Genomic DNA, 12,889 nt, shown 5'->3' on the forward strand with positions numbered 1-12,889 from the left:
CGGTACAAACGCACAGCGCGCTGACGCAGCTCATCGGGGTACTTCTTCGGTGCCGCCACAGAAACTTCCTCCCCATGGCCATCAGACCATGATTAAGAAGCTCCATGAAAACGGGGGTAGCTCAGCTGACCCCCGCAGGGGGGAGAGGGACTAAAGTTGCCGGTTGCTGCGGACTGGTAACGGATCATGTCGACGAGCAGGTACCGGCCGCCGTCGCTCGGCGTTCGGTACCGATCCGGATCAGAGGTTGCGCTGCCTTCTCGCTGCCTCGCTGCTGCCCCGGCTAGGCGGGCCAATATGGGGTGCTGGGTGATGCTTACACCTGGCACCCTCGAACGTGTGAGTCCGATCATGCGTGCACTCGTGGTGTCCGTCCGAAGTCTGCTGCCGTATCCAGACCCGGTGCGGCGGTGGCGCGTTCGCAAAACGGCTCGTCGCCTGGCAACTCGTGAACCATGGCCGACAGATGATGCGACCACCCCGAGGGACGTGTCACGGCTCGCCCTGCTGCGTTTGCTATGGCTTCAGAAGCAGACGCGGCGGGCCGTACGTGGTCGTCACCGCGAGGCAGCAGCTCTGCTGGGGAGATCTTCACTAGAGGCGTGCATCCTCGCGTTGTACTGCCTGCACAGCCCCGATGTAGTCGCCCGCTTGAAGACGGAACACCTTAGGGCGAGCAGCAAGCTCCTAGCCTTCCTGGACAGGGCTGAGGTTGTTCCTCACGAGGTAGTCAAAGAGGCGCTCTCGGCCCTGGGCGCTCCGAGCACCGGGATCCCGACCATCCCGCAGATGGCAGAGCGGATCGACACCGAGACCAGCGGATCGGTGGTCAGCGACCTCTACGAGCGACTGTACGTGCCAGCCTCGACCTACTTCGTACACGCGAACCCAGCGTCCTTGCTGCGACACGTAACGCCCGATCACACCCTCACCGAGCGGCCCTCGGACCCGTGGACACGCCGATCACCCGTTCGCTTGGCTGATGCTTGCGTCGGCCTAGTCGCCGGTGCCGTCGCCCGAGCTGACGGAGTGCCGAATGACCTGTTCGTCGCCTATGCGGAAGCGCACCACGCTCGAACGATGACACCCATGGTGGTCATGACGGCTAAGGGCCTGACTCGGTCGTTCAAGATGAGCCAGCTGCTCTACGCCGTCAAGGATGCCCTTGACCTTCGTCGGTATCTCTCTGGGCCGGCCAACAACGATCCGCGTGAGGTACGTGAAGCTCGCATCCGGGCGATGTACGCCAAGATTGCAGACCCTGACCTGCCCCCTGACACACTGAAGCCCGTTTACGACTACCTGGTCAATCGGCTGATCGATGATTGGGCAGATGGCAGCAGCAGCTCCCACGCCGACGTCGCTGACGCAGCAACAAGCACTGGCGCGGGGTAGCGTCTGGAGTCTCACCGGTTGTCAGCTGTCCGCCTTTGGAGGGCACGTGCCATTCGGGCCAGAGGACCTACGCCGCTTGCGCTCCGTCCTTACCCCTACGTTCCTCGCACGGTTGAGGGAGGTATCGCGGCTCCTCGCAAGAGAGCAACTCGCCACGGGGCAAGCCCGCGAGGCTGCCCATACGCTGATGTCGACGCCACACGTCCGGGCCCGTCTTCGAGAGATGATGCAGGCCCTTGCGACGAACCCGAGACTGGCCGAACAGGTGCAGGAGGCGTCCCGCACCCTTGCAGGCAGCCCACACGTCCAGGAGCGTATGCAGGAGGCATTCGAAGTCTTCTCTGCGAACCCACGCTTCGCCGAACAGGTGGAAGAGGCGTCGCGGGCGCTTGCGGCGAACCCGGACATCCAGGTCCGCATGCAGGAGATGTTGCGTTCCTTCACCGCAGACCCAACCCTGGTCGAGCAAGTACGGGACGCTTCTAGGACGCTGGCAGGCAAGTCGCAGGTCCGGGTAAAGGTCCAACGGTCGGTTCGAGCTGTTGCAACCAACGAAGAATTCCAGGAATCTCTGCACCGAACGATCTCCACAACGCCGGCTCCAGTTCTCTCTAACTTGCGGGATGACTTCGAGCTTTTTGCCGCGTCGGCATTCGACGAGGACGACGAGGCGATCGCTCTCCCCGAAGACGACCTAGAGTTGGCGGCAGCGTTCGACCGTTTTGCAGCGTCTGAGGAAGGTCGACAGGCTGCCGGGCTTTTGGTTGGGGTTGACAACGACACCGATGAATCAAAGGTCAGTCTCAGGCGAGGTGAGGCCCGGCGGGTGGCCGTTGTCTATGCAATCGCTACTTACCTGGTCGTGGCCGCTGCGCTACATGGAACGAATGTCGCCACAGTCGACGACGCAGTATTCGATCCTTACAAGCTCGTTGACGATCAACTCAAGGCGATCGGTTTTGCTCTTGCAGTCTTGGGGCTCATCATTGGCCTACGAAAGTCGGATAGGTAGGTCCAAGTGTCCCCTCTCTTGATCCGGCCAGCCTTGACCGGCGAGAACCCAATTCTTCGCAGGATTTTCGAGCAGTCAAGACTGCATGTCGAATTCGACGAATACCTAGGCGAGGAGGTCTTTGACCTAGCTCTCATCGCCGAAGACCCTGCCGGGTCGGCTATGGGTGCAATTCATGGTCGACTGGATATCGGATTCAATGAGACCGTCGCGCCGACAGACCTGGGGACGGGGCCACAGGCATGGATCGACCGACTTGGCGTGATACCCAGCAAGCGGCGACGAGGGGTTGGCAAGGCCCTGCTGAGTCGATTCGCGAGGGAAGCCGTCGAGGCCGGATGCACGCACGTCGGCGGCTACCCGGGCCTAACCTCGGAACCCTCTGAGCGAATGGCCTTCTTTGCCGCATCTGGCTTGAAGCCTTTGAAACCAGAAGACCCCACTTACGTAATCGGTGGCAGTCTCGTGGAAGTCATATCGGCTACGGCTTCAGTCTGAAGATTGCGTTGCGGCATGGCTAGGCCCGCTCGGGCTCCCGCTGTCCGCGCCAGCCGCCGGGCGTTGGGCGTGGTCCGGCCCTGGCAACGCAGAGGGGCCGGGCCGCGCGGCCCGGCGGCGGCGCGTGCGGCCCGCTTGTCGGGCCGCCTTGAGGAGGCATCGAAGGTGCGAACCTGCTCTATCGCTTTATCTGAAGCAGTCGGTAGGTTCTGACGACTGTTCCGACTGCCCCGTTTGTTCTAGTAAGGCGCTGTTGTTCCATCAGGGCCGTGCCCACCTCGACAGCGAATAGGGCTGCAAGCTCTGCGTCAGCGGCGACCTGGCGCTGTTGCGTTTCCGTCTCGGAACCCTCGTCTAGCCCACGCTCGTGCTGGCGGGGGGTCGCATAGGTTCCTCGGCCGTGTTCGGTGGCCACCAAGCCCGCCTCGCGTAACGCGGCTATCGCCTGACGCACCGTGCCACGCGCTGCCTGGAATTCGGCGCCGAGCGCGCTCTCAGCCGGCAAGAGGGCTCCGGGCGGGATGACGCCGCTCTCGATGCGCGCTTTCAACTCGTCGGCGATGACGCGGTAGCGGGGCTGGCCGTAGTGCGGGGTGGGCACCTGCTCACCGTACCCGGCACTTGTCTTACCAAGTGCCAACCAAGTGACCCGTTTCGACGTCTAGACAACTCGTCCACTTGTAGATACGTTTCCTGGTGTGCGGCTGGGGTGACGGCTCGTGTCAGGGGTGGCCTCGCGCCGGCCCTGGTCGCACCCGATGCGCGGCGTCCTGACGGACCGGTTGCGGTAGTCGCGCGTACAAGTTGGCTCGGCGATACCCGACCCGTCCGGCGTCGGACGGTGCGCCGCGCCTTCATCCGGGCCGGTGGCTGGCCGCATTCCCCCGTGGCTGGCCACCGGTCCCCGTCTACCTGTGGAGGTGGAGGTGCGATGTCTGGTTCTCATCGCCGGAGCCGCTGGTTCTCGTCGTGGCGGATCTGGAGACGACCAGTTGCCCTGAATGCGAGCAGTCAGCAGCCGGCAGGTCCACGCACGGCTTCTGCGACGATCTCGCGGCGGTGGTCCGCCGGGGTAACCCGTGAGTTGCCCATGCTCCGGTTTGCGCCGCTGACGACCCGGGCGCAGCTCCACCAAGGCAACGGCGGGCGGTGGCCGCGGTGAGCCGTACGAACAAGCCGTCTACGGTCACGAGCCACCCGGACTGGTGCGACCCGGAACGCTGCGGCTATCTGGTGCCGCCGGTGATGGCGCATATGGCCCGCCGTCATCGCGGCCCGATGCAGCGAGTTGGCGACGGCCGTGCGGCCGGCCTGGTCGTCACGTACCTCATCGGTGCTGAGGCTTTGGATGGCGCCCTGGTCGGTGTTCACGTTACGTGCCGTAGCGGGATCGCCTGGGCCGAGTTGTCGTTGCTACAGGCGATCGAACTGGCCGAGCAACTTGGCGCCCTGGTGAAGCAGGTACTCGGAGAGCTGAAGGCCGACGATGAGTGAAGTCGTCCCACTCCCAGGGGACCAACCGCCGTCGTCGACCGCTGCGGTCGGGTGCCCGGTGTGGTGTCGGGGCTGCGGACCGAACGATCCGATGCACCGAGGGCTGCACGCCACGATCGGACGGGAGCGCAGTGGGTGGGTCTCTGTTCAACTGCTCGTGGACCGCTTTGCCCGGCGGGACCTGGCCGTGAAGCTCGATGTGACCCGTTACGGCGCGACGCAGACCGCGCTTCTGTTCGGCGCGCAGGTGGACCGGCTCATTGACGAGCTGACGCACGCCCGCCTGGAGATGCTGACCCAGGCTCATGGAGGCGAGCAGGCGGGGGAGACGCGGTGAACACCAACAGACGTCCGGGTGGGGCTTTTCCTCGTACCCCCGGGTCACGCCCTGGGCGACAACCGCGACCGGCTGTCGTCGTGCCCCCGGTGCCGGAGCGGCCGGCCGGCGGGACCACCTGGCAGACGTTGGAACGTCTAGGGGGTACGGTGACCGGTGTGCATGGCCGGGACTGGCGCCCTCGCTACCTGCAACTCGCCGAAGAGTTGCGGGCGAAGATCATGGGCGGTGAGCTGGCTCCCGGGACGCTGATGCCGAGCGAGACCGAGTTGGCCGAGACCTCGGGCCTGTCGCGCACGAGCGTCCGCAACGCCATCCGGCAGCTCCGGGAATGGGGCCTGGTCCGCGCGGAGCAGGGGCGCGGCACTTACGTGCGGGCACCCCGCCAGCGGGTACGCCGCCGCAACAGCGAGCGGTACCAGTGGGAGAAGGAACGCGTCCTGCTCGGCGAGGACGAGCGGCTCAAGACCGGCGCCACCGAGCATGACACTGGCCTGACCGTCGATGATCTTAAGTTTCACGCCGAGTACTCCCGGGTGGAAGCTGATGCGGAGATGGCGGCGGCCTTGCAGGTCGAGCCGGGTACGCCGCTGCTGCGCCGGGTCTACTGGACGTCCTCGAAGCACGAGAACGCGCCGCTGACCATGTCGTACTCCTATCTGCCTTACGACCTGGTGGCCGCGAACCCGGACTTGCTCGACGAGAGTAAGGAACCGTGGCCCGGCGGTACACAGCATCAGCTCTACACGCTCGGCATCGAGCTGGACCGGATCGACGACGAGATCCGGGCACGTCCGCCGTCGCCGGACGAGGCCGAGTTGCTGGACATCGACCCGGGCGTCTCCGTGCTCACCGTGCGGAAGACTTCCACCGACACCACCGGCCGGATCGTCGAGGTCGCCGACGTGGTGATGCCGGGCGACCGCACCGAGCTTGTCTACTCCCACAGACTCCAGCGGTGGAAAACTTGACGCAGCTCGTCTCGGTCATCACCCCGGTCCACGCGCCCAGCATCGAGCACCTGGCTGGCGCCTACGAGTCGTTGGCCAAGCAAGAGATGCCTGACGGCTGGGACTGGGAATGGCTCGTCCAGGAAGACGGGCAGACCGACGCCCTGGTCGACGCGCTGCCCGACGATCCCCGGATCAGCCTCGGCACCGGCCGTCCCGGCGGGCCTGGGGTTGCCCGTACCCTCGCGCTTGCCCGGGTCTCCGGGGACCTCATCAAGGTGCTGGATGCTGACGACCAGTTGACCCCGGGTGCGCTCGCCCGGGACATCGCCGCGTTTGACGCGCACCCGCAGATCGGCTGGACCACCTCGCGGGTACTCGATCTGCTGCCGAACGGGTCGACCGCCGGATGGGACAAGGACCCTGCCGGCGGGGTCATCGACCGCGGCGCGGTTCTGTCGTTTTGGCGGGCCAACGACTACCGGGCATCGGTGCACCCGGCGACGCTGTGCCTGCGGCGGGATCTCGTCTTCGCCTTGGGTGGTTGGATGGCGCTGCCGGCCTCCGAGGACACTGGTCTCCTGCTCGCCGCGAACGCGGTCAGTGCGGGCTACTTCACCCGGGAGTACGGGCTGCTCTACCGCAAGTGGCCCGGTCAGGTGACCAGCCAGGCCGCGCACCGGGAACCGGCCGAGTATCAGGCACGAATGAGGATTATCGAGGCCCGGGCCAACGCCCTGGCCTCGATAATCCCGAACGGCTTCGACGGCAGCGCTACGGCGTAGCTTCGTGCCCCGGCATCCCGTGGGTACGCCGCCGCTCCTTCATCTCCGCCTCGAAGATGTGCCGCCGACCGCCGGCCAACTTCTCCCGCGCGTCCCGCTCGATCTCCTGGAACGCGGCGTAGTAGCCGTCGTCGAACTCCTCCACGATCTGGAACGTCCACCGGCCGGGTAGCACGTTGCGCCCCAACAGCTCGCGCTCGACCCGGTCTGCCATCTCGTCGTGCCCGGCCTCGCGGAGCAGCTTCACCACCCGGTCAAGGGTGAGATCCGCGCCGCCGACGAGTTGGTGCGCCGAGTAGAGGTGCCCCCGCACCCGATGGATCGTCTCCAGGGCCTTGCTCAATTCGCCCAGCGCTTCGACCGTCTTGTCATTGAGCCCAGGCAGACGCGAGTGAGTGCCAGCCGAGGCTCCGGGTTGGCTCCAAGTCATGAGGCCGACGTTACCCAGCAACGCCAGCCTTGATGCCATCGAGAGGAACTTAGCGCACCTGTTCGTGCGCAGCGCCGGAGGCATGCATGGTGATTCCCCTAATAGGTCATCGAACTAATCGCCAAGCTCCAGTGATTCAAACAACATTGGGCAGACGTGAGGTCCGTTGCCTCCGAACGTTTCTGGAGGTGTACGAGTTCTCAGATCACCGGTGTCTGAGAAACAGGAGCCACAGGGCTCGATCGAAGAGAATGTCACCAAAGTTAGTCGGTCGGAGAAGGTTGGGAGGGCCCTCGATTCCAGTGCTATCGCCGTTGAGTCCGTTGCAGAGCTGGTGTCCCTGACTGGATACGAGGACCAGTCGACGGTCTTACGGGTGTTCGCATACGCCTTGCGTGTCGCTAGCGCCCTCACGGGTCGGCAATAAGGGTTAGCAAAGGGGATGGCGCCCCGGGTCGACCGCTTGCGGACGACCCGGGGCGACCTGCATTAGTTGCGCGGTTCGGTAACCGGCGTCAAGGGAGCGAAGTCAACCCAAAGCGTGACCATGGCTGCCAAGATCGTCACTAGCGATAGGATAAAGGCTGGCAGGTATCGGCTAGCCAAAATCGAATGAGTTTTCAAGTGATCTCCAATCAGGCTCCTAATCATCGCTACCACCGCACCAAGTCTTCGAGTTCTGCTACGGAAGGAGCATCTACGGACTCTTCTTGTTTCGGGTACTGCACTTGCGTCTCAGGAGAGGGCGAATGGACCGCCTCTTCAGCGGTGCCAACCCAAGATGCAAAGCCATACCGGCATGTCAGAACTGCAGGAGCATCCGTTTGCGGCCCCCGAAGCAACTCCAAGATTCGCTGATCAGACGAACCTGAAGCCAACCACTCGGCAATCGGATGCTCGGCTGCTATACGCTCGAAGTTCTCACTCGAAACGTATCCATGTGCAAGAAGTGTTTCTCTGACGTTTATCTCACAGGCTAATTTCCTCGTTTCCGCGGTAAGATTATCGGCTCTTTGGGTTGGAATTGATTGATCCGGTGCAGTGCAAGTAAGACTTACGTACTCAATTGCATCGGCATCCCCGATCTCCGCCGCGAGGTTCCACCAGGACCATGCCAGCCTTGGCCTGTCCAGCAACTCCAGTATCTCGGCGATACGTCGAGCTACTGGAGCGATTGCCCGGACATGACCGAGCAGGTGAACAAGTTCCCCAACTGGATTCGTGGCCTTGTTCATTGCGTCAGCTTTCTGATCCTGGTCCGAATCAGGCGGGGCCGGAGGCCCGGCTGCAAGCAGCCGGGCCCCCAACGCGACGTTCGCAACCGGCTCGGCGCTTGGGCGAATTCCCTCGCCAAGCGCGGAGCCGGACCAGTCGTTCTCCAAAGACTCTCCGTGAACCGAACCCTCGTCCAGCGCGTCGAAGGTCCGAGCAAGGAGAGCGTCCTTGTCCACTCGGGCTACCGCTCGGGCAAGGGCCTCGGCGTCCTTCTTGAGGCGCTCCTCAACGCCCATTTCGCCCCTCCTTACCGGTGGTTCCCACCAAGTGCGCCAGCTGGTCCTTCAACGCACGCTTTGCGAGATGGTGGTAGTTGTGCACCACCTTCTCGCTAAGGTGGTTCTCGCGCGCGAATTCAGACAGCTTTTTGCCTTCGTAGTACACCGCTTTAATCAGCTGTTGCTGTCGCGATGGTAGTTGGGCTATCGCATGGCGGACCTCCTCGTCCACGTCGATATCGCTTGCCCACTCCGCCGACTCGCTCGGCGTTGGTGGCTCGTCCGTAAGGACCTCGCCCCGGCTCTGCACCCTCCTGCAGAGATCGATGAAGGCACACTTCAATGCCTTGCGCACGTACGCGACTGGGGGCACCCCCGTACGCCAGTCGTAACTCTTGAAGACCCGCAAGAACGCTTGCTGGGTTAGGTCCTCGCCGAGGTGACGCCCGTGGCGGTAGATTGCTGCAGCAAGGACCTCGTCCACGTGGTCGCGGAAGTACCGGTCCTGCCGGCTGCGAATCAGATCCGCCAGGTCCTCGGGCTGCTCCTTCACGTGACTACCCCGCCGGCCGTCGACACGGCCCCTTCCCGTGTCTTCGAGATCCCGCGGCCACGAGACGGTCGGCCAGGGCCGTGTCTCGCCTCCGTACCGGCATCAAGGCAGATCAGGCCCATTACCGGCTCCCTTCGCATCGCCCCCGCCCTCTTTGGTGCGCAGCGCGGGGGACTGCACTGCGCACGGAGGATTAACGAGAGGCCTAGGCCTGACCTCATCGGCAAGCACGAAGATCTTTTTGAGGTTCACTAAGAACCTGCTCAAGGTCGGTCATTGACTTGTCTGCCAAGTGCCGTCTACGTTGGACCAACTTGGCAGACAAGTTGACAAGTTGGAGGTTGAGCGATGGCTCTGCGAGGCGGCACGAGGTTCGCGGTGCGGTGTGAGGACGTGTTCCCGGCGGGGTGCGCGTTGGTGCCCGAGTCTCTGGGTGAGGTCGAGGACTACGACGAGAAGACCGGTCGGCGTAGCCCGGCGAAGGACAAGCTGACCGGCCAGCGGGTGTGGCAGGTCCGGGTGATGGACCTGGATCCGGAGCTGGGGAAGCGGTCGCGGGAGACGACGGTGAAGATCTCGGCGGACTACCAGCCGGTGCCGCCGACGGGTGGCCTGTTCGAGGCGGTGGAGTTCGACGGCATGACCGTCACGCCGTAGGTGGGCAACAACGGTCGGATGGCGTATTCGCTGCGGGCGACCGGGATGCGTGCCCCGGCGGGCGTGGCTGCGAAAGCGGCGCAGTAGTCGCATCTGGTGGGGGCGGGGCTGTCAGGTCTTGGCGGACGGCAGCCCCGCCCTCTGTCTCTTTCCCCTGCTCTGTCGAGAGAGGTAGTGACATGTCCAAGCGTATGCCCGCCGTCCTGCGGCGGCCCACAGTGGCGGGTGCGCGATGATGCGCCGGCCGCGTGGCGAGGTCGTGATGACTACCGCCGGTGACCTGATGGTGATCCGCCCGCGTCGCCTGGAGCTGCCGGTATGGCTGATCGCGTTCGGCCTGGTGTTGCGGTGGCTGTGGCGGGGCCTGTGGTGGTGGCTTCGCCACCCGGTCGCCGTCGGCCTGATCGTGGCCGGCGTGAGCCTCTACCGCCAGTTCGGCCGGGCCGGCGTGATCGTGCCCGTGGTCCTGGCCGCCGCCGTGTCGGCGCTGTGGCGGTGGCGGCACGAATCGTCCTGGTGGACATGGTGCGCCGGCCCGATCCTCGGCCGGTTCCGCCAACTCTTCGTCTACCGACGGGCCTGGCGCGAGGCAATGACCCTCTGCGGCCTGGCCAAGGTGTACGACCATCGGACGGTCCTGCCGGAGCTACTGCGGGTCCGATCGGATCAGGCGCTCGACGTGCTGACCATCCGCATGGTCCGCGGCCAGACACCCGAGGAGTTCCAGAAGGCAACGGCGAACCTGGCGTACGCCTTCGGCCGGCGGCACGCCCGGGTCTACTCCGAGCGTCCCGATGACCCGCCGATCCGGTCGGGCTACTGGGCGCTGGTCCTGGGCGCGGTGGACCGGCTGCGGTTCTGGGACCGGCCGTCGGTGGTCTACCTGGTGGTGGTCCGCACAGATGCACTGCGCACCCTGGTCGACCCCTTCGACGTCCCGTCGGTGCCCGACTTCACGGCGCTCCCGCTGGCTCGACGGGAAGACCTGCGGCACTGGGGCCTGCACCTGCTTGCCACCCACGTTCTCATCGGCGGTGCTACCCGCTCCGGGAAGGGCTCGGTGCTGTGGTCGCTGGTCCGCGTCGTGGCCGGCGGGATCTCCTCCGGGCTGGTCCGGCTCTGGGTGATCGATCCCAAGGGCGGCATGGAATTCGCCATGGGTCGGCCGTTGTTCGCCCGGTTCGCCTGCAAGTCGTTTGAGGCCATGGCCGACCTGCTCGACGAGGCCGTGACGGTGATGCGGGAGCGGCAGACCCGGCTTGCCGGCGCGGTGCGGGTCCACACTCCGACCCTGGCTGACCCCCTGGTCGTGGTCGTCATCGACGAGATGGCGGCACTGACCGCCTACCTCCAGGACGTCGAACTGCGCAAGCGCATCGCCGGGTCGCTCGGGCTGCTGCTGTCGCAGGGTGCCGGCGTTGGCGTCCTGGTGGTAGCCGCGTTGCAGGACCCCCGCAAGGAGGTTCTGCCGTTCCGGGACCTGTTCCCGACCCGGATCGCCCTCGGCCTGACCGAGGCCGCTCAGGTCGACCTCGTGTTGGGCGACGGCGCCCGCAACCGAGGTGCCCTCGCCGACCAGATGCCCCGCTGGGCCAAGGGTGTCGGCTACGTGATCCTCGACGGCATCCCCGAGCCGGCCCGGGTCCGCTTCTCCTTCATCTCCGACGACCACATTCGGGAGTTGGCCGCCGAGTACCCGGCGCCGGCCGACGCGGCGGACATCCTCGCCCAGGTCGGCCGGGAAACCGCCACCGAGCCAACCCGGCCGCCCCTGCCTCGGCAGCGTCGCGGACCACTGCTGCCCGACTCGCTGCTGAACATCCTCGACCGGGACACCGACGGAGGTGAGCCGCGGTGACCGCCCCGACCGACGGCCGAACCTTCTACCGGCTCCGCGCACCCGGCACCGACGGCGCCACCAGCACTGCCGTGTCCGTGCGCGTCGACCCCGCCCGGCCCGACCCGTACCCGGTCTATCTCGCCGTCGGTGGCGGCCGGCGCCGCATGTACCTGACCTCGGACGAGGCGTGGGCGCTGTGGCGCTGCCTCTCCGAAGCGGTGGCCTCCCTCGGCGAGCCACCCGAGCACATCCGTACCCGCGTCGCCCCTGCCCGGAGGTAACCGATGTCCCTCAAGAGCTACTTCCTCGGCACCCACCGCCTCAAGCCGCTGCACATCGAACTCAACGGCTCCCCGGACCGGCTCGCCGGTGCCCTGCATGGCCTGGCGCACATGGTTAACCGCCGCCGCGACCTCAACGGCCAGCGAATCTGCATCATCCTGACGGTCCGCGACAGCGGCAGTGGCCGATGATCCGCGAGCGCACCGAGTCCGGCGTCCGGGTGCTGATCCTGCTCGCCATCGGCACCATGGCCGGTGCCGCCGCCTTCACCCACGTCCACGACCTGACCGTCGCCCACGGTCAACCCGACTGGATCGGCTGGGCAAACGCCGTAGCGGTCGAGCTGATGGCGATCTACCTCGGCCTGGAGATCCGCGCCCGCCGTCGTACCGGACGCCTCCCGCGACGAGGCCGTACGCGTGGCCCAGTGGGACCAGGTGACCGACCTCGACGAGGCCATCCGCGAGGTAGAGGAAGCCATCGCCGCTGAGGGCCTTCGCGGGCGCGTCGGACCACCGCACGCCACCGACGACGAGGACCAGGACGACGATCCCGGCCCACGGCGCAAGCGTTCCACCAAGCGGCGCCAAGATGCCCCCGAGCTGCCCCGGCGCAAGGTCGAGCGGCGCACCGTCGGCAAGACCTACATCGCCCCGGACGGCTCCACCTACCAACCGTCGATGTGGCTCACGCTCACCCTCGACTCGTACGGCCCGGTCCGCCCCGACGGCACCCCCGTCAACCCGGCCAGGTACGACTACCGCCGCGCAGCATGGGACGCCGTGCACTTCCCCCGACTCCTCGATCGGTTCTGGCAGAACCTCCGACGCTGCGAGGGCTGGAACGTTCAGTACGCCGGCTGTGTCGAGCCGCAACGTCGTCTCGCCCCGCACGCCCACTTCGCTATCCGACGATCGGGCTGCGGGAGGCCGTGGAGCGACTTCGGGACTGCGGGACGGAACTCGTCCGGCTGGGCAAGGTGACAGTGAAAGACCCACCCGGTGCGTTCATCCTGTTTCTAGCCTTGGACCGGCCGCACGTGATCGGGTGCACCGGGGTCGAGTCCGACTAGATGATTGAGTCCTAAATTCTGGCTGCTCAATGGTCGTAGGCGATCAGTGATCGTGGGTTCGGTGCCCCGATGGTGGTGTTGTGCCAGATCA

General features: G+C 65.6%; 15 protein-coding genes and 2 pseudogenes. 13 read left to right on the top strand and 4 right to left on the bottom strand.

Features of this window, described 5'->3' with window-relative positions; genetic code table 11:
- The first annotated feature begins 789 nt into the window (after nucleotides 1-789).
- The 3 genes from ABZU52_RS29250 (at nucleotide 790) to ABZU52_RS29260 (ending at nucleotide 2,905) form a co-directional block, all read left to right on the top strand.
- Nucleotides 790-1,395 carry a hypothetical protein gene (locus ABZU52_RS29250; RefSeq protein WP_354974176.1) on the top strand — a complete coding sequence of 202 codons (606 nt, stop codon included), beginning with the start codon at nucleotides 790-792 and terminating at the stop codon, nucleotides 1,393-1,395.
- A 223-nt stretch (nucleotides 1,396-1,618) separates the two neighbouring features.
- Entirely contained in the window at nucleotides 1,619-2,407 is a 789-nt protein-coding gene (locus ABZU52_RS29255) for a hypothetical protein (RefSeq protein ID WP_354974177.1), read from the top strand.
- A 33-nt stretch (nucleotides 2,408-2,440) separates the two neighbouring features.
- Nucleotides 2,441-2,905 carry a GNAT family N-acetyltransferase gene (locus ABZU52_RS29260; RefSeq protein ID WP_354974178.1) on the top strand — a complete coding sequence of 155 codons (465 nt, stop codon included), beginning with the start codon at nucleotides 2,441-2,443 and terminating at the stop codon, nucleotides 2,903-2,905.
- A 178-nt stretch (nucleotides 2,906-3,083) separates the two neighbouring features.
- Here the strand turns inward: ABZU52_RS29260 and ABZU52_RS29265 are convergent, their stop codons facing one another.
- Nucleotides 3,084-3,506: a GntR family transcriptional regulator gene (locus ABZU52_RS29265; RefSeq protein WP_354974179.1), complete on the bottom strand. Its 423-nt coding sequence runs from the start codon at nucleotides 3,504-3,506 to the stop codon at nucleotides 3,084-3,086.
- Between the two features lie 557 nt (nucleotides 3,507-4,063).
- On the opposite strand from ABZU52_RS29265, the gene ABZU52_RS29270 reads away from it, so the two are divergent.
- The 4 genes from ABZU52_RS29270 to ABZU52_RS29285 all read left to right on the top strand — a co-directional run bounded on the left by ABZU52_RS29270 (nucleotide 4,064) and on the right by ABZU52_RS29285 (nucleotide 6,471).
- Nucleotides 4,064-4,399: a hypothetical protein gene (locus tag ABZU52_RS29270; RefSeq protein WP_354974180.1), complete on the top strand. Its 336-nt coding sequence runs from the start codon at nucleotides 4,064-4,066 to the stop codon at nucleotides 4,397-4,399.
- Between the two features lie 187 nt (nucleotides 4,400-4,586).
- Nucleotides 4,587-4,736 (top strand): hypothetical protein, encoded by a 150-nt coding sequence (locus ABZU52_RS29275; RefSeq protein ID WP_354974181.1) that lies wholly within the window; start codon nucleotides 4,587-4,589, stop codon nucleotides 4,734-4,736.
- 149 nt (nucleotides 4,737-4,885) lie between these two features.
- Nucleotides 4,886-5,707 carry a GntR family transcriptional regulator gene (locus ABZU52_RS29280; protein ID WP_354974182.1) on the top strand — a complete coding sequence of 274 codons (822 nt, stop codon included), beginning with the start codon at nucleotides 4,886-4,888 and terminating at the stop codon, nucleotides 5,705-5,707.
- The gene (locus ABZU52_RS29285) at nucleotides 5,695-6,471 is read left to right on the top strand and encodes a glycosyltransferase family 2 protein (RefSeq protein WP_354974183.1); all 777 of its coding nucleotides are present in this window, start codon (nucleotides 5,695-5,697) and stop codon (nucleotides 6,469-6,471) included. The genes ABZU52_RS29280 and ABZU52_RS29285 overlap by 13 nt, the downstream gene beginning before the upstream one ends.
- Here the strand turns inward: ABZU52_RS29285 and ABZU52_RS29290 are convergent.
- The 3 genes from ABZU52_RS29290 to ABZU52_RS29300 form a co-directional block, all read right to left on the bottom strand.
- A complete protein-coding gene (locus tag ABZU52_RS29290; protein WP_354974184.1) occupies nucleotides 6,461-6,901 on the bottom strand; it encodes a hypothetical protein in 441 nt (146 codons plus the stop codon). The genes ABZU52_RS29285 and ABZU52_RS29290 overlap by 11 nt on opposite strands.
- A 653-nt stretch (nucleotides 6,902-7,554) precedes the next feature.
- Nucleotides 7,555-8,412 (bottom strand): hypothetical protein, encoded by an 858-nt coding sequence (locus ABZU52_RS29295; RefSeq protein WP_354974185.1) that lies wholly within the window; start codon nucleotides 8,410-8,412, stop codon nucleotides 7,555-7,557.
- Nucleotides 8,402-8,947 carry a sigma-70 family RNA polymerase sigma factor gene (locus ABZU52_RS29300; RefSeq protein WP_354974186.1) on the bottom strand — a complete coding sequence of 182 codons (546 nt, stop codon included), beginning with the start codon at nucleotides 8,945-8,947 and terminating at the stop codon, nucleotides 8,402-8,404. The genes ABZU52_RS29295 and ABZU52_RS29300 overlap by 11 nt, the downstream gene beginning before the upstream one ends.
- A gap of 348 nt (nucleotides 8,948-9,295) precedes the next feature.
- Between ABZU52_RS29300 and ABZU52_RS29305 the strand changes: the two are divergent.
- The 6 genes and pseudogenes from ABZU52_RS29305 to ABZU52_RS29330 all read left to right on the top strand — a co-directional run.
- Nucleotides 9,296-9,691, top strand: a pseudogene (locus tag ABZU52_RS29305) (transcriptional regulator).
- A 175-nt stretch (nucleotides 9,692-9,866) separates the two neighbouring features.
- Nucleotides 9,867-11,462 carry an FtsK/SpoIIIE domain-containing protein gene (locus ABZU52_RS29310; RefSeq protein WP_354974187.1) on the top strand — a complete coding sequence of 532 codons (1,596 nt, stop codon included), beginning with the start codon at nucleotides 9,867-9,869 and terminating at the stop codon, nucleotides 11,460-11,462.
- A complete protein-coding gene (locus tag ABZU52_RS29315) occupies nucleotides 11,459-11,725 on the top strand; it encodes a hypothetical protein (protein WP_354974188.1) in 267 nt (88 codons plus the stop codon). The genes ABZU52_RS29310 and ABZU52_RS29315 overlap by 4 nt, the downstream gene beginning before the upstream one ends.
- 3 nt (nucleotides 11,726-11,728) lie before the next feature.
- Nucleotides 11,729-11,917 (top strand): hypothetical protein, encoded by a 189-nt coding sequence (locus ABZU52_RS29320; protein WP_354974189.1) that lies wholly within the window; start codon nucleotides 11,729-11,731, stop codon nucleotides 11,915-11,917.
- Nucleotides 11,918-11,973: 56 nt separating this feature from the next.
- Entirely contained in the window at nucleotides 11,974-12,216 is a 243-nt protein-coding gene (locus ABZU52_RS29325) for a hypothetical protein (RefSeq protein ID WP_354974190.1), read from the top strand.
- A pseudogene (locus tag ABZU52_RS29330) lies at nucleotides 12,125-12,637 on the top strand (replication initiator); the annotation flags it as partial. The gene ABZU52_RS29325 and the pseudogene ABZU52_RS29330, both read left to right, overlap by 92 nt.
- Nucleotides 12,638-12,889 lie beyond the last annotated feature (252 nt).

Origin of the sequence: Micromonospora sp. NPDC005220, from assembly GCF_040607895.1 — a bacterium.
GTDB lineage: Bacteria > Actinomycetota > Actinomycetes > Mycobacteriales > Micromonosporaceae > Micromonospora.

Excerpts from the sequence above, each read along its gene's own strand:
- ABZU52_RS29250 (WP_354974176.1), top strand. The coding sequence starts at position 790 with ATGGCAGAGCGGATCGACACCGAGACCAGCGGATCGGTGGTCAGCGAC.
- ABZU52_RS29295 (WP_354974185.1), bottom strand. The coding sequence starts at position 8,412 with ATGGGCGTTGAGGAGCGCCTCAAGAAGGACGCCGAGGCCCTTGCCCGA.
- ABZU52_RS29255 (WP_354974177.1), top strand. The coding sequence starts at position 1,619 with ATGATGCAGGCCCTTGCGACGAACCCGAGACTGGCCGAACAGGTGCAG.
- ABZU52_RS29320 (WP_354974189.1), top strand. The coding sequence starts at position 11,729 with ATGTCCCTCAAGAGCTACTTCCTCGGCACCCACCGCCTCAAGCCGCTG.
- ABZU52_RS29290 (WP_354974184.1), bottom strand. The coding sequence starts at position 6,901 with ATGACTTGGAGCCAACCCGGAGCCTCGGCTGGCACTCACTCGCGTCTG.
- ABZU52_RS29325 (WP_354974190.1), top strand. The coding sequence starts at position 11,974 with ATGGCCGGTGCCGCCGCCTTCACCCACGTCCACGACCTGACCGTCGCC.
- ABZU52_RS29310 (WP_354974187.1), top strand. The coding sequence starts at position 9,867 with ATGACTACCGCCGGTGACCTGATGGTGATCCGCCCGCGTCGCCTGGAG.